25 protein-coding genes are annotated in these 19,821 nt (G+C 46.4%); 20 read left to right on the top strand and 5 right to left on the bottom strand.

What is annotated here, in order from left to right:
- Nucleotides 1–44 precede the first annotated feature (44 nt).
- A complete protein-coding gene (locus NC994_RS26660; RefSeq protein WP_190431430.1) occupies nucleotides 45–257 on the top strand; it encodes a helix-turn-helix domain-containing protein in 213 nt (70 codons plus the stop codon).
- On the opposite strand, the gene NC994_RS26655 is transcribed toward NC994_RS26660, so the two are convergent.
- On the bottom strand, nucleotides 248–427 hold the full coding sequence (locus tag NC994_RS26655; protein WP_190431424.1) for a hypothetical protein: 180 nt from the start codon (nucleotides 425–427) through the stop codon (nucleotides 248–250). The genes NC994_RS26660 and NC994_RS26655 overlap by 10 nt on opposite strands.
- 297 nt (nucleotides 428–724) lie before the next feature.
- On the opposite strand from NC994_RS26655, the gene NC994_RS26650 reads away from it, so the two are divergent.
- From NC994_RS26650 to NC994_RS26620, 7 genes are all read left to right on the top strand, one after another.
- Complete coding sequence (locus NC994_RS26650; protein WP_190431422.1) at nucleotides 725–988, top strand: helix-turn-helix transcriptional regulator; 264 nt, start codon at nucleotides 725–727, stop codon at nucleotides 986–988.
- On the top strand, nucleotides 981–4,124 hold the full coding sequence (locus NC994_RS26645; protein ID WP_190431420.1) for a PAS domain S-box protein: 3,144 nt from the start codon (nucleotides 981–983) through the stop codon (nucleotides 4,122–4,124). Before NC994_RS26650 ends, NC994_RS26645 begins: the two co-directional genes overlap by 8 nt.
- A gap of 4 nt (nucleotides 4,125–4,128) precedes the next feature.
- Nucleotides 4,129–4,380, top strand: a complete 252-nt coding sequence (locus NC994_RS26640; RefSeq protein WP_190431418.1) for a hypothetical protein — start codon at nucleotides 4,129–4,131, stop codon at nucleotides 4,378–4,380.
- A gap of 217 nt (nucleotides 4,381–4,597) precedes the next feature.
- A complete protein-coding gene (locus NC994_RS26635) occupies nucleotides 4,598–4,753 on the top strand; it encodes a hypothetical protein (protein ID WP_190431417.1) in 156 nt (51 codons plus the stop codon).
- Nucleotides 4,696–5,568 carry a chemotaxis protein CheB gene (locus NC994_RS26630; RefSeq protein WP_190431428.1) on the top strand — a complete coding sequence of 291 codons (873 nt, stop codon included), beginning with the start codon at nucleotides 4,696–4,698 and terminating at the stop codon, nucleotides 5,566–5,568. Before NC994_RS26635 ends, NC994_RS26630 begins: the two co-directional genes overlap by 58 nt.
- Nucleotides 5,569–6,090: 522 nt before the next feature.
- Complete coding sequence (locus NC994_RS26625) at nucleotides 6,091–6,816, top strand: Crp/Fnr family transcriptional regulator (RefSeq protein WP_190431413.1); 726 nt, start codon at nucleotides 6,091–6,093, stop codon at nucleotides 6,814–6,816.
- Nucleotides 6,817–7,137: 321 nt separating this feature from the next.
- A complete protein-coding gene (locus NC994_RS26620) occupies nucleotides 7,138–7,899 on the top strand; it encodes an HAD family hydrolase (RefSeq protein ID WP_190431412.1) in 762 nt (253 codons plus the stop codon).
- Here the strand turns inward: NC994_RS26620 and NC994_RS26615 are convergent.
- Nucleotides 7,896–8,021, bottom strand: a complete 126-nt coding sequence (locus tag NC994_RS26615; protein WP_277878741.1) for a hypothetical protein — start codon at nucleotides 8,019–8,021, stop codon at nucleotides 7,896–7,898. The two genes, NC994_RS26620 and NC994_RS26615, sit on opposite strands and share 4 nt — an antisense overlap.
- A 143-nt stretch (nucleotides 8,022–8,164) precedes the next feature.
- On the opposite strand from NC994_RS26615, the gene NC994_RS26610 reads away from it, so the two are divergent.
- Nucleotides 8,165–8,392, top strand: a complete 228-nt coding sequence (locus NC994_RS26610) for an EF-hand domain-containing protein (RefSeq protein WP_190431410.1) — start codon at nucleotides 8,165–8,167, stop codon at nucleotides 8,390–8,392.
- Nucleotides 8,393–8,646: 254 nt separating this feature from the next.
- On the opposite strand, the gene NC994_RS26605 is transcribed toward NC994_RS26610, so the two are convergent.
- Complete coding sequence (locus NC994_RS26605; protein WP_199299394.1) at nucleotides 8,647–9,606, bottom strand: competence protein CoiA family protein; 960 nt, start codon at nucleotides 9,604–9,606, stop codon at nucleotides 8,647–8,649.
- A 111-nt stretch (nucleotides 9,607–9,717) separates the two neighbouring features.
- On the opposite strand from NC994_RS26605, the gene NC994_RS26600 reads away from it, so the two are divergent.
- The 3 genes from NC994_RS26600 (at nucleotide 9,718) to NC994_RS26590 (ending at nucleotide 11,740) form a co-directional block, all read left to right on the top strand.
- The gene (locus NC994_RS26600) at nucleotides 9,718–9,993 is read left to right on the top strand and encodes a hypothetical protein (protein WP_190431409.1); all 276 of its coding nucleotides are present in this window, start codon (nucleotides 9,718–9,720) and stop codon (nucleotides 9,991–9,993) included.
- Nucleotides 9,994–10,217: 224 nt separating this feature from the next.
- The gene (locus NC994_RS26595) at nucleotides 10,218–11,258 is read left to right on the top strand and encodes a recombinase RecB (RefSeq protein WP_190431407.1); all 1,041 of its coding nucleotides are present in this window, start codon (nucleotides 10,218–10,220) and stop codon (nucleotides 11,256–11,258) included.
- Between the two features lie 341 nt (nucleotides 11,259–11,599).
- Entirely contained in the window at nucleotides 11,600–11,740 is a 141-nt protein-coding gene (locus tag NC994_RS26590) for a hypothetical protein (RefSeq protein WP_190431405.1), read from the top strand.
- 298 nt (nucleotides 11,741–12,038) lie between these two features.
- On the opposite strand, the gene NC994_RS26585 is transcribed toward NC994_RS26590, so the two are convergent.
- Both NC994_RS26585 and NC994_RS26580 read right to left on the bottom strand, forming a co-directional pair.
- A complete protein-coding gene (locus NC994_RS26585; protein ID WP_190431403.1) occupies nucleotides 12,039–15,113 on the bottom strand; it encodes a DUF5906 domain-containing protein in 3,075 nt (1,024 codons plus the stop codon).
- 447 nt (nucleotides 15,114–15,560) lie between these two features.
- Nucleotides 15,561–15,749, bottom strand: a complete 189-nt coding sequence (locus NC994_RS26580) for a hypothetical protein (protein WP_190431401.1) — start codon at nucleotides 15,747–15,749, stop codon at nucleotides 15,561–15,563.
- 252 nt (nucleotides 15,750–16,001) lie between these two features.
- Between NC994_RS26580 and NC994_RS26575 the strand changes: the two genes are divergently transcribed.
- From NC994_RS26575 to NC994_RS26540, 8 genes are all read left to right on the top strand, one after another.
- On the top strand, nucleotides 16,002–17,078 hold the full coding sequence (locus tag NC994_RS26575) for a hypothetical protein (RefSeq protein WP_190668084.1): 1,077 nt from the start codon (nucleotides 16,002–16,004) through the stop codon (nucleotides 17,076–17,078).
- A gap of 3 nt (nucleotides 17,079–17,081) precedes the next feature.
- Nucleotides 17,082–17,426, top strand: coding sequence for a hypothetical protein (locus NC994_RS26570; RefSeq protein ID WP_190431397.1), 345 nt, complete (start codon nucleotides 17,082–17,084; stop codon nucleotides 17,424–17,426).
- Nucleotides 17,427–17,524: 98 nt separating this feature from the next.
- Nucleotides 17,525–17,848 (top strand): hypothetical protein, encoded by a 324-nt coding sequence (locus NC994_RS26565; RefSeq protein ID WP_190431395.1) that lies wholly within the window; start codon nucleotides 17,525–17,527, stop codon nucleotides 17,846–17,848.
- Nucleotides 17,845–18,123 carry a hypothetical protein gene (locus NC994_RS26560; RefSeq protein ID WP_190431393.1) on the top strand — a complete coding sequence of 93 codons (279 nt, stop codon included), beginning with the start codon at nucleotides 17,845–17,847 and terminating at the stop codon, nucleotides 18,121–18,123. The genes NC994_RS26565 and NC994_RS26560 overlap by 4 nt, the downstream gene beginning before the upstream one ends.
- A complete protein-coding gene (locus tag NC994_RS26555; RefSeq protein WP_242030589.1) occupies nucleotides 18,116–18,310 on the top strand; it encodes a hypothetical protein in 195 nt (64 codons plus the stop codon). The genes NC994_RS26560 and NC994_RS26555 overlap by 8 nt, the downstream gene beginning before the upstream one ends.
- Nucleotides 18,311–18,428: 118 nt before the next feature.
- Nucleotides 18,429–18,602 (top strand): hypothetical protein, encoded by a 174-nt coding sequence (locus tag NC994_RS26550; RefSeq protein ID WP_190431389.1) that lies wholly within the window; start codon nucleotides 18,429–18,431, stop codon nucleotides 18,600–18,602.
- Nucleotides 18,603–18,662: 60 nt separating this feature from the next.
- Complete coding sequence (locus tag NC994_RS26545; protein WP_190431387.1) at nucleotides 18,663–19,334, top strand: hypothetical protein; 672 nt, start codon at nucleotides 18,663–18,665, stop codon at nucleotides 19,332–19,334.
- Between the two features lie 16 nt (nucleotides 19,335–19,350).
- Nucleotides 19,351–19,638, top strand: a complete 288-nt coding sequence (locus NC994_RS26540) for a hypothetical protein (protein ID WP_190431385.1) — start codon at nucleotides 19,351–19,353, stop codon at nucleotides 19,636–19,638.
- Nucleotides 19,639–19,821: the final 183 nt, after the last annotated feature.

The following is a 19,821-nucleotide window of genomic DNA, read 5'->3' as shown; positions in this document are numbered from 1 at the left end:
CAATATATTTCTTACTCATGGGAAGACTTGGTAGGAGTTAGTGCATACAAAAGCCGGATTTTTTTAGCTTAGCCCTTATTACTACCCATCAAACTACCTTTGACAGAGTACTAGTTCGAGAAAAAGAATCAAAGGTGCTGGAGCTAATACAGCAAGGGCTGTCCTACCGGAAAGTTGCCGAGTCACTGGGGCTTTCAAAAAACACCGTGATGAGAATTGTGCGGGATTCACGAGAACCGCTGCCGAATCATAAATAAATTTGCTTAGCGCGATTACACCATTGGGATTTACCGGAGACCCGTCCCAATTGGGACGAAATGAGAATAATCGCCTCAAAGTCAAAGTTTAGATCCAGAGGGTTGGGGCTGGAAGTACGACTGGGAAGAGAAGCAATTTTATCCCGTTTAATTTCTCTTAAGTCTTGCATCAGGATCACTACTTGTAAATGCCTAATTTTCTGGTCATCCAATTAACCGACTTATGAGATAGGTTATTCATCAAAAAAAGTCCTCTTATCTTCAACATTGAAAGAGTAATTGATCAGCCAAAGTTTTCTGACTTTTAAAAATAGGTTCGATGAGGGAGTAGAAAAGAGTTATTTAACTGAGCTGTTTATCAATTCTTGACCCGATTGTATTGCAAAGGTTCTGTCTATTGATAGGTAGAAGGTCAGCTATAACACTTGGTATAGTTGGTGAGAATATAACTTGATGGCTTGTGCCTCATGCCTGTAATTGACCAGTCCGACCTAACATCTCTCGTGCGGGAAACGCGGCAACGTCTGGAACTCTCACAAGCGAAGTTTGCACAGAAGCTAGGGGTTTCATTTCAGAGCGTCAATCGTTGGGAGAATGGGCGGACTAAGCCCTTGCCGATTGCGTTGAAGCAGATTGAACACTTGCTGCATCAGATGGGCGATACAGGTAAAGATTTGCTCGTCAAATACTTCTCAAAGACTTCTGGAAGTGAGGAGGAGACCCATGAATGATAGCCTCCACAGCTCTGACTCGGATTTGGCAAAAAAAGATTCACTTCAAAGTTCGCAGGGAATTCCTGAAACGGCGTGGCGTCAAAGCCAGGAGTTTAATCAGCAGCTCCTCGACAGTAGCGATGACTGCATCAAAGTATTTGACCTAGAAGGGCGAATTCTATTCATGAGCCAAGCGGGGCAAGTGCGGCTGGGCATTCGGGATATAACCCCCTTCCTCAACACGTCTTGGGCAGAATTTTGGCAAGGAGCAGTAAAGGAAGCGGCAATTGAAGCAATAGCCCTTGCAAGAGACGGCGAAGTTTGTACCTTTCAAGGAGCTTGTTTAACACTCAACGGCGAACTCAAATGGTGGGATCACAAAATTAGCCCGATTCGAGAGGCTAATGGGCAAGTTGAGCGATTGTTGTGCATTTCACGGGAGATCACGGAACGCAGGCTCATGGAACTCGCCGTGCGCGAATCGGAAGCAAAATACCGTACGTTGTTCGAGTCAATCGACCAGGGCTTCTGCATCTGTGAAGTGCTGTTTGATGAGAACGAGGAACCGATTGACTATCGATATCTGGAAGTGAATGCGGCATTTGAACGGCTAACCGGATTGGAGCAAGCGAGTGGTAAAACGATGCGGGAACTGGTTCCCAATCATGAAGCCTACTGGTTTGAGATTTATGGCAGCCTTGTGCGAAACCGGGAACCCGTTCGCTTTGAGCAGCAAGCGAGTGCAATGAACCGTTGGTTTAATGTCAACGCCTTTTGCATTGGAGCGCCACAAAGTCATCAATTTGCTGCTTTATTTACCAACATTACCGAGATAAAGCGCATCGAAGCCGAACGGCAAAAAGTGGAGCAGGAACGTGATCGCTTTCTGGCGCTTGGGTCAGATTTGCAAGTGATTATGAGCAGCCACGGGTATTTTCACTGGGTCAGCCCCGCCTTTGAGCGCATTCTCGGCTGGACACCGGACGAAATGACCTCCCGCCCCTGGACTGATTTTCTGCATCCAGACGATATTGTCGCATCGGTCGGGGAAAGCGTCAGCGTGTTATCTGGCTCCGAAACGTTGGCATTTGAAAACCGCTATCGGCACAAAGAGGGCGACTACCGTTGGTTGCTCTGGAGAGCGCAGCCCCACTTAGAAGAACGGGTGCTTTACGCAACGGCGGTAGATATCACCGAGCATAAACAGGCAGAAGTCGCCCTGCGCCAATCTGAAGAACACTATCGCCGGTTGTTTGAGTCGATCGACGAAGGCTTTTGCACCGTTGAAGTGCTATTCGATGCCGATGGTAAGCCGGTTGATCACCGCATTTTGCAAGCGAATCCCGCATTCGAGCGGCAATCCGGCATTGCCAACCCAGAAGGCAAAACAGCAAGCGAACTCGCACCGGGACTGAAACAATATTGGAATGACCTCTACGCACAAGTCATTCACACAGGTGAGTCTATTCGCACTGAAGTGCGATCGGATGCACTCTCACGCTGGTTTGACGTTTTGATTTCGCGGGTCGGCGATGCCGCAATGCACCAGGTGGCAATCGTGTTTACCGACATCAGCGAACGCAAACAGGCAGAAGCCACAATTAGGCAACGGGAGGCGCAATTTCGCCAGCTCGCGGACGCGATGCCGCAACAGGTTTGGATAACCGATGCTGGAGGCAAAACGCAATATGTGAATCAGCAATGGACTACTTATACCGGACTGACCCTAGAGCAGACTCAAGACATTTACTATGCGCTTCAAGTAATTCATCCCGATGATTTTGAGATGACGAGTGAAATGTGGAGGACTGCGCTTGCCACAGAAATACCTTATCAAGTTGAATTTCGCTTGAAACACTGGGCTACTCAGACCTATCGTTGGTTTCTCTCGCGGGCGATCCCTATTCGTGATGAGCAGGGACAAATTGTACAGTGGTTTGGCACTAGCACAGATATCGAAGAGTTTAGACGCGCCCAGGCTGAACGAGAACAGCTCTTACAGCAAGAACAAATCGCACGCGAGGCCGCCGAGAACGCCAATCGGATCAAAGATGAATTTCTGGCGGTGCTGTCCCATGAACTGAGAACGCCCCTCAATCCCATTTTGGGTTGGTCAAAACTCTTGCAGAACGGCAAGCTAGATGCTGCCAAAACCCAGTTGGCATTAAAGACAATTGAGCGTAATGCCCAACTACAAGCAGACTTGATTGAAGATTTGCTGGATGTGTCCCGAATTCTCCGAGGCAAGCTCAACCTGAATATCAGTTCGCTCAATCTGGCCTCCATCATTCAGGCGGCGATGGAAACGGTACGGCTAGCAGCAGAAGCGAAGTCAATCCAAGTCGAGGCAAGCTTTGACCTGGATGTGGGTCTGGTTCAGGGAGATTCCGCTCGGTTGCAGCAAGTGATTTGGAATCTGCTCTCTAATGCGGTCAAGTTCACACCGGCAGGTGGACAGGTGAACATTCGGTTGGAGCGCCTTGACTCTCATGCCCAGATTACAGTCAGCGACACTGGGCAGGGAATTGAATCGGACTTTCTGCCCTATGTGTTTGACTACTTTCGCCAATCTGATGCCACCACAACCCGAAATTTTGGTGGGCTGGGATTAGGGCTAGCGATCGCGCGAAACTTAGTCGAACTGCATGGGGGGACGGTCGGAGTCGAAAGCTCAGGGACTGGGATGGGTGCAACCTTTACCGTCAAACTTCCACTTATGCCCATACAGGCAACCGCCAATCAGAGCAGTCAATCGTCAGAGCCAGCTTCTGATTTAAACGGGATTCAAGTGTTAGTCGTGGATGATGAACCGGATTCACGGGAGTTTGTGGCGTTTGTGTTGGAAGAAGCGGGAGCAAAGGTCATGACTGCAACGACTGCCGCCGAAGCTTTGACAATGCTCATGCGATTCAAGCCAACTGTGCTGCTGAGTGACATTGGGATGCCAGATATGGATGGCTATATGTTGATGCAACAGGTGAGAACTTTGTCAACAGAGCAAGGCGGACAAGTGAAGGCGATCGCCCTTACTGCCTATGCTGGGGATTTCAACCAGCAACAAGCACTAATCGCTGGATTCCAACAACATCTCTCAAAACCCATCGAACCAGATAGCTTAGTTAGGGAGATATCACGTTTACTCAATCACACCTAACCCAGTGACACAACTGCAATTAATTTTCGATGGGGTTTGTACTCCGGCTCTTGTAGCTGGGGGATTTTTTGCTCCTTCCTTCGCTTCAATTGGAGCAAAGGGCATGAAAATTTTCATTGACAAACGACTGTTTACAGGACGAATTGAAACACTTTTTCCAATTACTCGGAAGAAGTTCAGACTAAACTCATTCCCCAGCGCGAAGATGAGTGAAACACTAGCTGTTATCTTAGTTAGAAGCAAGCTAAAGCTTTGAAAATTCCGTTGCTTTCAAACTTTACGACGAAGGCAGAAAATAGCGGTTCTCTCAAAAAGATGCTTGGCGAGTGAAGGATAGAGCTTCGCGCTAAGCACGTTTTCCTTGTCGGAATCTGCTAAAACCTCCGGAGCTTAAATCATCCTGATTGAGCAGAGTTTTTACCCTATTCCATCAATTGGATAGATTTTCCCCATTCTTCGCTCAGGAGAGGCAAATGCCTGGTCACGACATTATTGTTATTGGAGCTTCCGCAGGGGGAGTGGAAGCCTTGATTCAATTGGTCGCTGATTTGCCACCGAATCTTCGGCTGCGATTTTCGTCGTCGTTCACTTTCCAGCGTGGGGTCAGAGTGTTCTGCCGCAGCTTTTGAACCGCGAAGGTTTCTTGCACGCAGACCATGCTAAAAACAACGAGAAAATTGAGCTAGGGCGGATTTATGTGGCACCGCCAGATTACCACCTGCTGGTGAAACGCGGATACATCCGTTTGGTGCAGGGGGCAAAAGAGAAAGGTACTCGTCCGGCAGTCGATCCCTTATTTCGCACCGCAGCGAGAGCGTACAAACGCCGGGTAGTTGGGGTGGTGCTGTCAGGCACCCTCGACGATGGCACGGCGGGACTGATTGATTTGAAGCGACAAGGCGGTGTAGCTGTGGTTCAAGACCTAACAGACGCCTTTTTCTCAGGAATGCCAAAGAGTGCCATCGAACACACAGAGGTTGATTTTATCCTGCCGCTGTCGTCAATCGCCCCGGTTTTAGTGCGTCTAGCCCATGAACCTGTGGAAGAGGAAACAGCCAGCACTTTTGAGACGGATATCGACGTTGTGGAAGTAGATGGAGCCGCTTTACGGGAACTGAGAAAGCATGGAACCTTCTCAGGCTTTACTTGTCCAGATTGTGGCGGCAATTTGTTCCAACTAAATAAGAGCGGGTTGCTCCAGTACATCTGTCGCATGGGGCACGCTTATTCAGTAGAGACTCTGGTAGCAGGACAGTCCCCGGCTCAGGAGTCGGTACTGTGGGCGGCAATCCGTTCTCTACAAAAGCGTGTGGAGCTGATGTATAAGATGGCGAAGTATTCGCGCGAGCGCAACCAAATCTTGTCAGCACAGCGTTATGAAGCAAAAGCTAAACAAGCGGAACAACGCTCGGATTTTATCCGGCAATGGCTTGATCCAAGGTGAATTCCCTGCGACAGTGCCGCTAGCCGTGAGTGAGGAATCAAGGGAGAGTGCAGACGGAAATGGAAATTCGCCTTAAGTTTTACAGCACAATCAAGCGTTTAGAGTATTAACTGTTTCAAAAGTGGTCAAGAAGAGGAGAGTTGGTGCTGGTGAGCATCATTCGACATCCTGTTCCTTTTGGTCGGGAGTGCTGCGATGTATTTAGGAGTAAAGTGCTGAGAGTTTATATAGAATCAGCGATTACATCCCGATTTCTGTACCCAAACTTTTTTCAGCAAGTTTTTGCAACATAACCTAGAAAGTTGCTCTAGGAATCTAGGAAATATTATTAATGTGAGAATACTTCAAACCACGTTAGGATGAATACAGGATAAGGAAGCTGCTGTAGAACTTTAACTTGTTAAACGTGCGGCTTTCTATCTAGAAACTACACCTTTTGGTATTAAGATTGGGTTACTGAATCTCTTCTCCTTACTGCCGTTAGATGCCTTTTCTAACACGGCTAAATTAAGGAAACTCCTCATGTCAGTACCCAAAGCTCCTCATCAGCCGATAAAAAATCGACTTCTTGCCGCTTTGCCAGCTTCGGAGTACGAACGCCTAGTTCCCTACCTAGAACTCGTCTCGCTCCCACTCAGCCAAGTCCTCTACGAACTTGGCGAACCCATTGAATACGTTTATTTTCCCCATCACGCAATTGTTTCTTTAGTCTGCGTGATGGAAGATGGCTCGACTGTCGAAGCCGGTCTGGTGGGCAATGACGGAATGGTGGGTCTCCCCATAATTTTAGGAGGCAACAAAACGAGCAACCGAGCGTTTGTGCAGGTCGCAGGCAATGGCATGAGAATGAAGGCAGAGCAGCTCAAATCTGAGTTTAACCGGGGAGGGGCACTGCAAAGCCTGCTATTGCGCTATACGCAAGCTTTGCTGACTCAGGTTTCTCAAGGAGTCGCCTGCAACCGTATGCATAGAACAGAAGAGCGACTTGCCCGGTGGCTGCTAACCGTTCAGGAGCGCGTGGAATCAGACGAGTTTACCCTCACTCAAGAATTTATCGCCCAGATGCTAGGCACGCGCCGTTCTGGCGTTACAGTAGCTGCGGGCACCCTTAGCAAAGCGGGAACGCTCCGCTACAGCCGTGGCAAAATCACCATTCTGAATCAAGCCGACCTGGAAGCGATCTCCTGCGAGTGTTATGGGATTATCAAAGCCGAGTTCAGTCGGTTGCTTAACACTGAACACAGTTAGATGGAGTTACACAAATGCAGCTAGCTTCTTGGAAGCAGACACTCCGTACTCCAATTCCAAGGTGGCAAAGATTCCAGCATCCTCAGCTTCTTGCTCGGTTTTCCCGAATGCTTTCGCCTACTGTGCTTCTAGGGCATGAACATAATCGTCACCAAGAGCATGGACAGATTCAACAGCAATATTGCGGAGTAAGCGAGCGAGCGAGCGCAGCACCCAGTCCCGATCCAACGCCTACAATTACGGCAACTTTGAAGAGATTTAATCAGTTCTAACCTCATTGATTGGTAGCCTTACCTCAAGAACACCTGGAAAATAATTACGATGACACAACTGCGTGCCTTGATTTTTGACATTGATGGAACGATGGCAGATACCGAGCGAGATGGTCATCGCGTTGCTTTCAATCGTGCTTTTGCTGAAGCTGGTTTCGATTGGGATTGGTCAGATGAGCTGTATGGAGAGTTACTTGAGGTTACGGGGGGAAAGGAACGCATTCGCTTTTACTTGGAGCAGTATCAACCGGATTTCGAGCCACCGACTGACTTTGACAAATTTATTGCCGACATTCATGCGACCAAAATCAAATGCTTCCAACAATTGGCGGCTGAGGGGGCTATGCCGTTGCGCGTAGGAGTGAAGCGATTGATAGAAGAAGCCCGAACTCAAGGAGTTCGCTTGGCGATCGCAACAACAGCTTCATGCCCCAATGTTACTGCCTTATTGGAACATACCCTTGGAGCCAATAGCCCTGACTGGTTTGAGGTAATTGCCGCTGGTGATATCGTTCCTGCCAAAAAACCAGCACCAGATGTCTATCAATATGTCCTACAGATGATGGATTTAGAGGCCCAAGATTGCCTTGTGATTGAAGACTCGTACCAAGGTTTAGAAGCTGCCTGCCAACTAGGTTTGAAAACGGTGGTTACGGTCAACGAATACACGCAAAACCAAGATTTTTCCGGTGCCATACTGGTATTAAATCACCTGGGAGAACCAGAGCAACCCTTTAGTGTTCTTGCTGGTGATGCTGGAGATGCAAGTTATGTCGATATAGCATTGGTACAGCGTCTCCACGATCGCTAACGTTTGAGAAAGCGATCGCCTTTCTCTTGATGAAACAGGACAAGGAGAATGTGCTGCACATCGGATAAAGACAGGTTCAAGTGAAGGTGGACAAACTTGTACAGTGCCAATTTAAATGACATCGAGACAATTTCGTGTCGCCAAGCAAAACTTTCCTATGTCAGGGTTACAGAGAGAGTTTGCTAATGATAAATCTTAACTTTCCTTGCATCTTTTTTTAAATTCTGGGATATTGAATTGAAAAAACTAATTCAGATAGAAACTTATGGCAACTGAGCAAGAGCTTCAATCTCTTTTTAATACCTTGGATGGCGACCAAGATGGCAAAGTATCGAGTAATGAGCTTTATTTAAGCCCTGCGTTAAATGCAGTCATTTCAGCAGAAACAGGTACTAGCCCCCAGGTACTGCTAGCGACGTATCACGATGAAGAGGGTAATATTACCTTTGAAGACTTGAAACAAGCTGTTAAGAAAGCAGGGAATTTAGAATAAGCGCGAGCGCACATTCAGCAGCGATTGGAATAGAGACACTTATCCAAGTGGATGAGTGTCTTTCCTGATAAAGGTTTCAGCAATTCGAGAGCAGAAAGTACTCGCTGACTACCAAGGATAAGAACTTGCTTCTTATCCTTCCAATTCGCAGGGATTTAAGCACCAATTGACATTAGGAGTGTAATGTCAAGTTCTGGTTTGGGTTGTTGAAGCATGGTTATTGAGCTGAGGATTGTCTTTGAAAAGAGACGTTTTCACAGGCAATGGTTTTCAACCCTAGCAGGTGCTAGCTTATCATCCTCTATCAAAATATCAAATTCTACTTGACTAAGACATTTGAGGTACATCTGTTCCAAATCGTTCAATACTGCACTCGCCTCAGTACCAAATTTGTAGTATTCAGTTAAACTACCCAATCGATAGTTTAACGGCTGGTAACGATGCTTGAAATATAGCTCAACGTTGCCTCTGTGTTCCCAAGTACCCAGTACCTTAAGTTCCACGGTTTTATAGTGGCAGTATAAATCCCGCCTAATTTCTACCATTCGTTCTTCAATTGTTCGCTTAGTTATACCAATTTTAGATAGAGTTTCACTATCAGTTTTTACTTCTAGATAGTACAAGCGATGCTCCAGAATTCTTTTGAGCTGAGTTCGGTAAAGCCATAAATCAATTGAACGTTCTTTCAAATCTAGGGCTTTAAGAACCTTAGCCAGTTTCACCTGACGTTCTATATCAGCTAACTTCTTAAGGAGAAGTGGCTCCTGAATTTGATTAAATTCCTTTAATGGCAACGCTCCAACTGGAATCTGACCAAGTTGGGTAAACTCGTAGCCGGGAGGATTTTGATAGGGATTCTTCTGTAATAGTTTGGCTTTGATTAATGGCTTGAGTTCACCAGAGAAGGGGATGCTCCATCCGTTCTGACCGCATGATTTCCACAGGAGTTTTAGCAATTGTAGTGCCTGACCTGATAGCTCGATATTGAAGTTGTCATACAAAGGTAGGGTGGGAAACTCTCGCTTAACCGTTACGGAGCAGCAGGTTTGCCCGGTATGAGCGAAATGATGTTCTTTGACTTGGCCCTTCTTCGCGACTAATTTGACTCCACAATAGGGGCAGATTAAATCACTTTTTCCGCTAGGGACATCGGCAATATTAACCAACTTATTATCAGCATTGACCCCAAACTTTAGCAGCCACACATAAGCCATATAGGAAAAACTAGCTCCTCACGGACTATTGATAGTTAACTTCGAGGGTAGGTGAAATCAGGACAATGCGCGATCTATTCTCACAATCTGGGAACGTTAGGACTATCGCAGATGAGAAGGTGTGATAAACAAACCTGTAATATACCGCTGCCTTCTGCCTTAGTCCTTAGCCTGAAGAGTAAGTGCCAATTGGCACTCCTGCTATTGCGTCGCTCGAAAGTAAGTACCAATTGGTACGGGGAAAGTGCGCTGCCAAAGTGTAGGGTTAGCGATCGCTCCGAAGACGAAGATGGTGAAGACCAACTTGCCGCCGATGGTGGCAGTTTGCAAGCTGCTGTGGTGATAACTTGGAAGAAGCTGCCTTTGCTCGTCGGCAGTTGTATGTAGCCATGACTCGCGCTTAGGATGAGTTGCATCTCTTTGGGAATGGCAATGCCACCATTTTGAATGAATTGCAGCAGAGTCAGAAATTTGAGGTGGTCAGAGATCGAGGCGCAATATTATGACTACATTTCCCGCTCGCTCTGTTCAAACATTTGGAAAAGTCACTCAAAATTTGTATCTTTAGTAGATCGAATAGGCGTTTCTGTAGCAATTGGAGTAAATTGTTTGTGATCAGCGGAGTAGCATTGCATCAAACTCCTAGTGGATGGGAGTTTGCTAGTGAAGCGGCATTGGAGAAATTTGTATGGGGCAATCTCAAGCAACTATTTGGTGTTACTCCTCTCAAACAGCAACACGTTTCTAATGGCGAAATATGTGACATTCTTGCGGTGGATGATGACAGAGGTCTTGTCATTCTAGAGTTAAAGAATGTAGAAGATCGGTACCTGACTCAGCAGCTAACCCGTTACTATTCAAGCCTTTTAGAAGAAAGACCATTTCTGCAAGATGTTGACTATTCTCGTCCAGTTCGGCTCATTGGAATCGCACCGAGCTATCACCGACATAACTTAATTGATAGCAAGTACAGCCGTCTTGACTTTGAGTTTTTTCATTTCTTTATCACTAAGGATGAGGAAGGGTTCCAGTTTCATCTCCAAGAGCTAGGGCAGGAATTTGTTCAAAAGAAATATCTAATTCCATATCAACCAATTGAATCATTAGGGATAGGTAGTATTCCTGAACCCCCAGAACTCCTTGTTAAATGGCTAGGGGGCTGCACTAAGGAAGAACAAGAAGGCTTTCTCAGAGTAAGAAGTAAAATTCTTACTTTTAATCGACGAATGAAGGAGATGGTTGATAAAAGACTTATCCAATATGGGTCTGGAAAGACGAAACTCTGTGCAGAAATATGTTTTCAGCAGAAGTCACAAAAGCCCATCCTATTTCTTTGGTTGCCCACTCCTAATACCTACTTATTGCGTAGCTCTAGAAAGGTTATAGTTGGTCGTTTACGTGTTTGGACGAATGGACAGACTATCTCTCATGTCGGTCATGTAACAGAGGGGATTGGCAAGATGAGAACGGAGCAGGAATGGGAGCAGATACTACCTGAAAAACGCCCTCATATGTTTCAAAGCTTATCAAGTAAATCGCGTACTCCGGTCGCAGTAGAGAGATATTTAGGATGTTGGAATAGTACAGAAAAGCCAGATTTTTGGGATGCCCTATCAACTTTGGCTATAGAAAAATGGTTCGAGAGGGGATAAAACGAAACGTAGTGAACAGCATCAGACCTTAGGCGAATTAGCTCTGATCCAACGGTCTAGGAATTGTTGTAAATTCTCATCGGCAGGCATCCTGTTTCATCCTGGGGACTCCTGTAACGCTAGTGTGAGCGATACACGCGCTCTCTGATTGCGTCCTATTCCCAGCAATAAAAGCATCCCAATCCCAACTTTGAAGGCTACTCGCTTCCAGCTAATTTGCGGCTGTTGAGTCATTGGTTACGGTCTATAGCCTCGTTTTCTGCCTGCAATAGATTCTTCTGCATAATACCTAGAAGTTTACCGCTATCTTTCAGCTGGATTTTGAGTAGATGAATTCATAAGTGCCAATTGGCACGCGGTGCTTGACCACTAAAACTAATCGGCATTTAGAAATACCTGAAGTTCTGCCAGCCGCTTCCGAATTTCCCTTAGCTGCGATCGCAATTGAGTCAACCGATTACGCCGCTCAATTTCCACAGTGATCTGCTTGTAACCCTGATTTTTGCCTCATCCGGCGCAATCGAATCCGAAGCCACAGCGTTTTTTGGGCATAGTTTTGCCTCAATAGTGTTCGCGTTAATATTTTACCCATCTTTAGCGCGAACACATTTGCCATTGCTTCCACTGGGGTCGGCATTGAGCCACCCTAATTTTTACCCTGCCAAGTGCCAATTGGTACTCGAAACTTAGAGAAATTTGGAGAAGAATTTGGACGCGATCGCTCTTTCCCAGCGCATACCAATCTGCACCGCAAAGATAAGGAGCGATCGCTACGCACAGTTAAAATTCAACGCCTCTATCCCGCTCAATCAGTCTTAGCTCCGAAAGCTTATACCAGTCTCTCTCAACGTCTGGTTCACCTCCACGCTCTTTCCAACCTACTAACGCCTCTTTTCCGTTGTCACGGAAATCCTGAATACATCCGTACCAGTTAGAAGTGAGGAGGCCACGGTCAACCAATGCAACCGCGGAGTAAAGCTCAAATTTTGGCTTCTCAATAACGGGTGAGGCAGTTGACGTATCTGGTGAGGCAGTGGGTGAGGCAGTGGGTGAGGCTGTATCCCCTACTGAGTCTGGATGGTGAGGCAGTCGAGGCAAATTTTGAACTTGATTAGAATTTGAATCCGGATCGGAATTTTCGTTGCAATGAAATGAAATTCTATTTTCTATTTCTTCATTTTTTTCTTGGGGTAAGGAAACTGCCCCGACTGCCTCACCATCCTTATGTAGCAAGGGTTGTTGCCTCACCAACTGCCTCACCACTGCCTTACCTGCCTCACCCACTGCCTCACCATCAGATGGGATTTTAGAAAAGTTAATGCCTTGGAGGCCGACATTGCCTTTCCCTAACGTGACTCTTTTAGCTTTGGGGAAGAGTTCCAAAAAACGTTTTAGGACTTGATTCATCCCCTTAACATTTCCATCACTCCTCTTAGCCTGGTCAGTCCAAATAGGCTTGTTAGCGTCGCTATAAGTCAACGTTCCGTTTTCCTCGTACCAGTGCTTAAGCCGCTCCCAAACGTCGCCAACTTTTAGGATTCCTTCCGGGTCGTAGCCTAATCCTGTGTCCTGGCAGAACTGGAACAGGTGTGAGTTTTCGGCTTGGATTTCTTCGAGTGCCTTCTGAGTGCAGCTGTAGTCGATGCCCTCGCTCATCAGAGCAACCAATGCCGCCAGAATTTTATTTATGAAAGCAGGGAGAACTTCTTTCTGCAAAAATTCTCGATCGTATTTAAATCGTGGGTCTGCTTCCAGTTCTCCCTTGCTAGGGTCTGCACCGATTTTGAAAGTTTTGTTGAATGTCAGCACCCCATAGCGCCCGGTGATTGCCTCCAAACTTCCTTGCAGGTTGGGAGTGTCGTTGCAGTTGAATAACACGACTGCCTTTGGATTAAATTCCCACGCATCTTTTCCCTTCCTTTCGGCAAAAAGGGTATCACCAGTAACGCAAGCCTTCAAACTCTGAACCTTGTCGAGCTTAGCGAAATTAGCGTTTTCGGAACTCCACACAACGCGAGCATTTGGGAGTTGAGCTAGACCAAATCTATTTCCTGAATCATATGCTGCAAAATCTGAGATGGTAGCACTACAGATGCCTTGATATCCGAGCATTGCGGATGTAATTTCTTTTGCAACGTCTTTTCCGTTCGATCCATGTCCTCTGAGTAACAAACATCTAACCAACCGTCCCTTATATTTCCGAACTGTCGGTAAGTCGAGACAGGCAGCAATTGTTCTCAAGAAAATCTCCCGCTGCGGTTCGTCCAAAATAGCGAGTAGGCGATCGCAGTGTTGAGAATCGGCGTTTGGGTTGTAAGTGGCGATTGGCGGATAAATGTAATACTTGTCTGGATCGTGAGGAATCAATTCCCATTTAGGAGTTGACCCTTCCCAATAAATCTCTAGAACCCCGTTGGTGCAGTTTAATCCAGGAGGGTTAACCAGAGACGGATCGACTCCTAAGCGAATCTTGACCCAGTCCAGAACACCTCTCACTTTGCCTGCATTGGCGTAGGGGTATTTATTCCCGTTTTTCGTTTCAATTGCATAAGTGTTGCAGAAGTCCGAAATTCGGCGTAATTCCGACACGTCATCGCGTAACTCATAATGAGTCTCGCTCCATTCGTACAATTTTCCATTCAGGCAAATCCAGGGGTTGTCTTGATAGAAAAGGTTTAGAACTTGCTGAGTAACTTCCTCATTCGGGTTCGGGTCGAATGGGGTATCGCCTAGAGAATCCGGTATTGATAAAGGATCGTCTGATGTAGGGCTTAATGAAGAATCTGGTGAAGCCCATTCCTCTGCCTGCGGTTCCACCTTCTGAGGACGCCGCATCTCTACGGCTAGGTGGATTTCCTCTTCTAGCCGTCGAATAAATTCCTCTGGTTCCATTGCTCCTAAAATATCCACTGCATCTCCCTTTGAGGGTAGCTCTGGATGGATGTTAAGTGGATCGATAATTAAAAATGGCAATCCAGCCTTGGCGCAAACGCCTGAAAGTTCTTGGGCTTTTTTAGCACCTGTTTCATCGTTATCTTTTAGATGAACCAGGCAGCCTATGTGCGGCTTAACTGCTTGCACCATGCTTTCCAAACCAGCATTGTTCCAAGCGCTGCCCTGAAGGGTGATTGAAGCTAGTCCGATTTTTCTCAATGCTTCAACACACGATTCTCCTTCTTGAACTAGGAGGACGCGAAGATTAGGTGTAACTCTAGCTGCGTCCAATGCTTCATCTAGACGGTACGGCATCCAAGGGCGATCGCCTTTTTGAGGAATCGCTTTTCCTTCCTCATTTCGATGCCAGATGCGGAAAATTTTATCGTACCCTTTGGGTTCAGTGGCATCTGCCCACTGAATGCGAACTGCCCACTGATCTTCAGAATAGTTATAAATAATTTCGGATACCTCACCGTGCTTGTTATCAAACCTTGTAGAGGGTTGAGGTGAATCCGTTGCCGGTGCAGAGAGCCTGATAAGGTTCAGCTCACCCTGTGGGATAGGAGCTGGAACGATCTTCTTTTTTTTCTTTGAAGTGGTGATTATCCGTGGAAAGCGATCGCCGTTCTTTTGGCTCAAAGGCGCGATCGCTTCCCGAATATCTTTCGGTTCACACCCAGTGACCCAACAGTTATAAGCTCCATTGTTTGGGTTAATGGTTAGCTTTCCCTCGCACACCGGGCAGAGGTATTGATTCTTTCTGCCTTCTACTGGCGTCAAGCGCTCCACCCATTCTCGGATATCGAACTGCTTTAATTTAGGAGGTTGAGGCGGTGAGGTTGCTGGAGCTTGCTGCTGGTCAATCGCAATGGCTTGATTGTTTTCTTCAACGGGCTGAACGGCTGTCAATTCTTGCACAGGGTTTATGCTCCTTCGTTTGTTGTGAAGGAGGCAGTTACACAATCAGTTTTCAGAGCATAGGAAGATTTCCGGTATCACCAGTGATTCTCATTTCCCCAAAGCTACTCCTCGTCAAATTTCTCTTAACCTATGTACAACCTTTACATTCATCGACAATTACCGGGAGTCAGGGTAGTATGAATGTATTGAAAATATTAAAGCTTGGTTGGTGAGTTATTTTTGGTGGTGCCTTCAGTCTTCTATAGACTGGGTTCTTCTTGGATAACTTGCCTCCATTTTTTTTGCTTATTTTTGGGGTTTATTCTTTGTTGGAAATAAACCCAATGAAAACTTATTAAAGCATAAAAATAGTATATTTGTACTATTTATACACTGCGAGTTTTTGTAGTGAGCGAGGCTACCCAATTTTTCTTGGATCAGAAATCTTAGTGCGATCACTCCCCATCATTCCTCCTTGTTGCTAGGTGAAAGGGTTTCTTTTTGATGTTGTTCAACCTCCTCTAATCGCTCCAGCAAAAGGATTCTGACCTTTTTAGATAGCGATAACTCTTTCCATGCAGAATCAGAGCGTGCATTTTCTATGCGCTCTCGTAAGCCTTCCAAATCAACTGGAACACGGTTTGCCATGTCCATAAGTTTATCCCCCTTGATACATAGAAAGTTCGCTTAACTTAACTTTATTTTGTCTGTATTAAATCAAAGTGAATCACATTAATTCACTTTGTGCTATCGTAACAGACATAGACCAAAAACGCCCAAAACCCTCACCGTATAGCAAAATCAGGTGAAATTGGGTGACAGAGTTTTATTACCAAAAATCATCTCAACCGCCGACAACAAGCGGCATAGACGGATTCGACCTTAAAATTTTGGAGGAATTGAGCAATGGTAATGACCCAGCCAACGCAGGCTGAACTGACCCGAAGTACCCCAGCAATCGCCGCTGGAGTCGATAACGGGGCAGGACTGGTCAAGCTGGTATTTGGTAGTGGTAGCCAGCAAATGAAAGTTCGCACGCCCTCAAAAGTGCTGGAAATTAAAGAAGAATTACATGATGTTCTTACTTCAAAAGAAGGTGGACATTTCTTCTACTACTCAGGCGAAAGAGAAGACTTAATCGGACGAGAATTCTTAACTGGAACTCTCGCGGCATGGAAAGCACCAACCACTCACATTAAGTTGAGTGATGACCCGGTGCTAAAAGTCGAATATGCTTTGCACACGTTATTAGGAGGCTTGGCTACTCTACCTTTCCGCCCAGAGTGGAACTTGCATTTAGTGCTGTCCATCCACAACAAGCAAGTATTTCAAACCCCATTGATGAAGAAAACATCAGGCCCTCATGTAATTAGTTTCAATGGCAGAAACACGTCACACTCACGAGTGAATCTCAAAGTTAGTTTAGTTACGCCTGAAGGGGCAGGTTCCTACGGATATTGCGTTTCATCGAAACCCGAACCCTTAATTGATAGAACTGCTCATGCCATTGCATTTGACTTTGGAACTTCTACAGTGATTCCAACTGTATTCGCTCCTAGTGGTGCAATTATCCATCGTCAAGTTTTGGAAGTGGGCGGATGTATCGACCTACTCAGTGCGATTGCATCTGACAGCGAACTCATTCAGTTCTTGGGTTCGGGGAAGGCAGGAAATGTCGAGACAATTCGACAAGGAATTGAGAATCAGAGCTTTCAATATGGCACCCGTAGCTTTAACTTCCGCAGCATTTACGCCCGTCATCTCAAGCTGTGGTTAAGCGATCGCCTACGCCTCGCCTTTAAAGAAATTCAGGAGTGGCGCGACTCTGCTCAAAGCTTTGTTGCGTGGGGGGGAGGGGTGGAAATGCCAGGAGTTGCAAAGATGCTTGCGACTCAAGGAATTACCGCTGTTCCCAAGGGAAGCTGGGCGAATGCAATTGGATTGCAACGGATGGCAGAAGGACGACTAGCAAGGGGGAAATAAGCAATGGCAGAGAACACCAGAGTTCGAGTTGAACCTGACATTGAACAGTATCTGAAGTCCCAGTCTGAAAGGGTTTTGGGTAAGCCAGTGAATCAATTAACGGCTGCCGATTTAACCACACTAGCCAATCGGATTGTTTATGAACATCGGCTGGCTCAACAGATGGCTTCGCAAGTTCCATTCACCAAGTTGTTTAGCTGGTTGATGAATTGGGTTCCTAGTGGTGGCAATAAGGTTGTATCGCTCGGTCAATCTAGCGAAGCACCAGCTTTAAAAGCATCCTTGTCAGACAATTTTGAATTTGATGCCGACTTAGGTGATTTGTTCGACAAAGATGAAGCCGCTTAATTTTCAAAAGTTTGTCAGTAACCCGCGGCAAAGTTTCTCAGGCTCTCACCGCGGGGTACTGGCTCCCATCAAGCACACGATCAGGAGTAACTTCAATCATGCCAAAACTTGTAGCCAGTAAGCCACTTAATTACTGGGTCAGCGCCGCTAAATCCGACCGGGCTTATTTAGTCATTGCCGAACTAGAACATCGATTCGGCAGCTACTTTGAACAACTGACTCGCCAAGAACTGCACGCCGTTTTGACTTATTGCGTTATTAAAAGTGACCAAGCGGATACCTGGTCATTAGTGGAAAACAGCGACCTCAGCCAGCAGGTTTGCGATGCTTTGGATTTGATTGATGAGTTGGAAGGGGACTTTCAGCTTGGCTTAGTCAAATTTCTCGTCGAGGCAATTAGCGTACGGGAAAATCAACCATGAACCCGATTTATATTGCCGATCACCTCCTGCCAATGGAGGGTGAACACCAGGGGCATCCTGACCGAATTGCAGACAGCCTGCGACGAATCGCTGACCACGCCGATTTATTTGAACCGATGCCAGACAGCCTGACACCTTCCCAACAGCAACAGGTGCAGGGATTCATTCAGCAGTTTCGTACCACTACAGAAGGTCAGGCAGCGCTTGTACAAGTCAAGCAAGCGATCGCTGGAGGGTATCGAAGACTTCATGCGAAGGGGGTTACTCGTGTCTAACAGAGAAATCTGGGCAGATAACCTTCGCAGTGTCGGAGTGCCCGAAAAACTTTCAGTTCAAGCCGCTGATATTCTCAGCCGACAAGATGCAGGCGAACTACCTTATTCCCTGCCAGAACCAGAGCAGCACATCGTAAGCAGTGCATGGCAATGGTATGCCGCTAAGCAACGCCAAGAAGAATCATGAAACACGCGATAGCGCTTGCAATTGGAGGGATTCTGTTAGCCCCTAGCTTTTACCTGGGCAGCTCCAGAATGCCCCTCTACCGAATCACAAAAAGGATGTACCAGAGGGAGATTGACCAATGAAAGACTATATCGGACTCGCTTTAATTCTCGGTGGGATTGGGTTTTACTTCATGACAAAACCACCTCAATCCGCTCCTAAAGATTTAGTCATTGAACAGCAGTATCAGCGCATCCAAACACTTGAAGCGGAAGCGCGAGGCATGGAAAGAGCGTTGGGTCTGAGTCGATAAACAATCAAGCGATCGCTTTCAGTGTTGAAGGCAATCGCACTTCACTACAAGGAATTAATCATGGACTTTGGATTATCTAAAAGCACCGCCATCGTCAAGTATCAACCGAAAAAATCAGCCGTTCATCGGGTACACGCGCTAGATAAAAACCTGGTTGGTTTAACCAAAAACTACTTTGGGATTGACCTAGCAGAACTCCCAAACATGACTGACCAGCAGCTCGCAGAATATGCAGATAGAGCCGCTGCGATGGATCGACTTATTGAAGTGCTACCCATCCTCGAAAAACACTTCAAAACCCTGATTGAAGGGCAAGTGAAGTACGAACAATTTGTAGCAGATGTCCAAAAGGACGCCGCTGCTGCTGCCAAGAAAATCGATCAACAAATTTTAAATGTATTCCTCGCCGGAAAAGGCTACCAGCAGCACATCCGGATGATGAGCGAGAAAGCAGCAAACGGTGTCAGGCTGTTGGATGCAGATGGACGTAGCGCCCTCATGCTCGAACGAATGGACTTCCAAACTGCGTTACAAATTGTGGCACGTCGGCACCAAAACGGCACACGTCGCATTCAAGAAAAAATCCCTCAAATGGAGAGACGGGAAGCGTTGGTAGAACAGGTAAGAAAAGAGCGGGATGAGCGCAAGGATTTAATCACCAACGGCTCTCGTTCTAGTGCGTGTAAGAAAGGATTTTGGCAAGGTATTGGTGATTGGTTCAGCGGTCGTTAATTAAAGGTGAAAGCTGATGTTTAACCCTAGTAATCATCAGCCTCACCAAGAGGCTGATTACCTCTGTGATGAATCTCAAGTAGAAGAAAGTAAGGCAATTAAGTTGTATCGGTTCTCTGGGAACATCTCTGAGTTCGGTTTGTATTTTTCGGGCGGATTGACCCTAGCTCTACTCTGCCGATTAATTCCAGGAATGCTCATCACTTACGCTTTGTTATTAGCGTGTGCGACTGGTTATCTCGTTCTAACTGCCAAGGGAAATCCACAGGTAAACGCCATTATTGGTTTGGCAATCACTAAGTAGCTGGGACTAATTAAATATAAGATGGCATAAAGCCCCTAAACGAAGTTTTCCATTATTTATGCCTGCTCCTATTCGGATTATCTTAAGCGAAGCAGAGGACTCAATGTTAAGCGAGTTGCGAGTTGCTCAAACCGTGCCGCAACGGACGCGCGACCGCGCCCACATGATCCGCTTAAATGCACA

The sequence above is a fragment of the Trichocoleus sp. AS-A1 genome (genome assembly GCF_039962015.1).
Classification (GTDB): Bacteria; Cyanobacteriota; Cyanobacteriia; order Cyanobacteriales; family FACHB-T130; genus FACHB-T130.
This window is presented reverse-complemented; position numbering and strand designations above follow the sequence as displayed.

Bases quoted from the DNA above. Each gene is read 5' to 3' on its own strand.
- NC994_RS26560 (WP_190431393.1), top strand. From the start codon at position 17,845: ATGAACCCGATTTATATTGCCGATCACCTCCTGCCAATGGAGGGTGAA.
- NC994_RS26605 (WP_199299394.1), bottom strand. From the start codon at position 9,606: ATGGCTTATGTGTGGCTGCTAAAGTTTGGGGTCAATGCTGATAATAAG.
- NC994_RS26570 (WP_190431397.1), top strand. From the start codon at position 17,082: ATGGCAGAGAACACCAGAGTTCGAGTTGAACCTGACATTGAACAGTAT.
- NC994_RS26550 (WP_190431389.1), top strand. From the start codon at position 18,429: ATGAAAGACTATATCGGACTCGCTTTAATTCTCGGTGGGATTGGGTTT.
- NC994_RS26645 (WP_190431420.1), top strand. From the start codon at position 981: ATGAATGATAGCCTCCACAGCTCTGACTCGGATTTGGCAAAAAAAGAT.
- NC994_RS26620 (WP_190431412.1), top strand. From the start codon at position 7,138: ATGACACAACTGCGTGCCTTGATTTTTGACATTGATGGAACGATGGCA.
- NC994_RS26650 (WP_190431422.1), top strand. From the start codon at position 725: ATGCCTGTAATTGACCAGTCCGACCTAACATCTCTCGTGCGGGAAACG.
- NC994_RS26540 (WP_190431385.1), top strand. From the start codon at position 19,351: ATGTTTAACCCTAGTAATCATCAGCCTCACCAAGAGGCTGATTACCTC.
- NC994_RS26655 (WP_190431424.1), bottom strand. From the start codon at position 427: ATGCAAGACTTAAGAGAAATTAAACGGGATAAAATTGCTTCTCTTCCC.
- NC994_RS26580 (WP_190431401.1), bottom strand. From the start codon at position 15,749: ATGGACATGGCAAACCGTGTTCCAGTTGATTTGGAAGGCTTACGAGAG.
- NC994_RS26610 (WP_190431410.1), top strand. From the start codon at position 8,165: ATGGCAACTGAGCAAGAGCTTCAATCTCTTTTTAATACCTTGGATGGC.
- NC994_RS26545 (WP_190431387.1), top strand. From the start codon at position 18,663: ATGGACTTTGGATTATCTAAAAGCACCGCCATCGTCAAGTATCAACCG.
- NC994_RS26565 (WP_190431395.1), top strand. From the start codon at position 17,525: ATGCCAAAACTTGTAGCCAGTAAGCCACTTAATTACTGGGTCAGCGCC.
- NC994_RS26635 (WP_190431417.1), top strand. From the start codon at position 4,598: ATGCCTGGTCACGACATTATTGTTATTGGAGCTTCCGCAGGGGGAGTG.
- NC994_RS26600 (WP_190431409.1), top strand. From the start codon at position 9,718: ATGAGAAGGTGTGATAAACAAACCTGTAATATACCGCTGCCTTCTGCC.
- NC994_RS26615 (WP_277878741.1), bottom strand. From the start codon at position 8,021: ATGTCATTTAAATTGGCACTGTACAAGTTTGTCCACCTTCACTTGAAC.
- NC994_RS26575 (WP_190668084.1), top strand. From the start codon at position 16,002: ATGGTAATGACCCAGCCAACGCAGGCTGAACTGACCCGAAGTACCCCA.
- NC994_RS26625 (WP_190431413.1), top strand. From the start codon at position 6,091: ATGTCAGTACCCAAAGCTCCTCATCAGCCGATAAAAAATCGACTTCTT.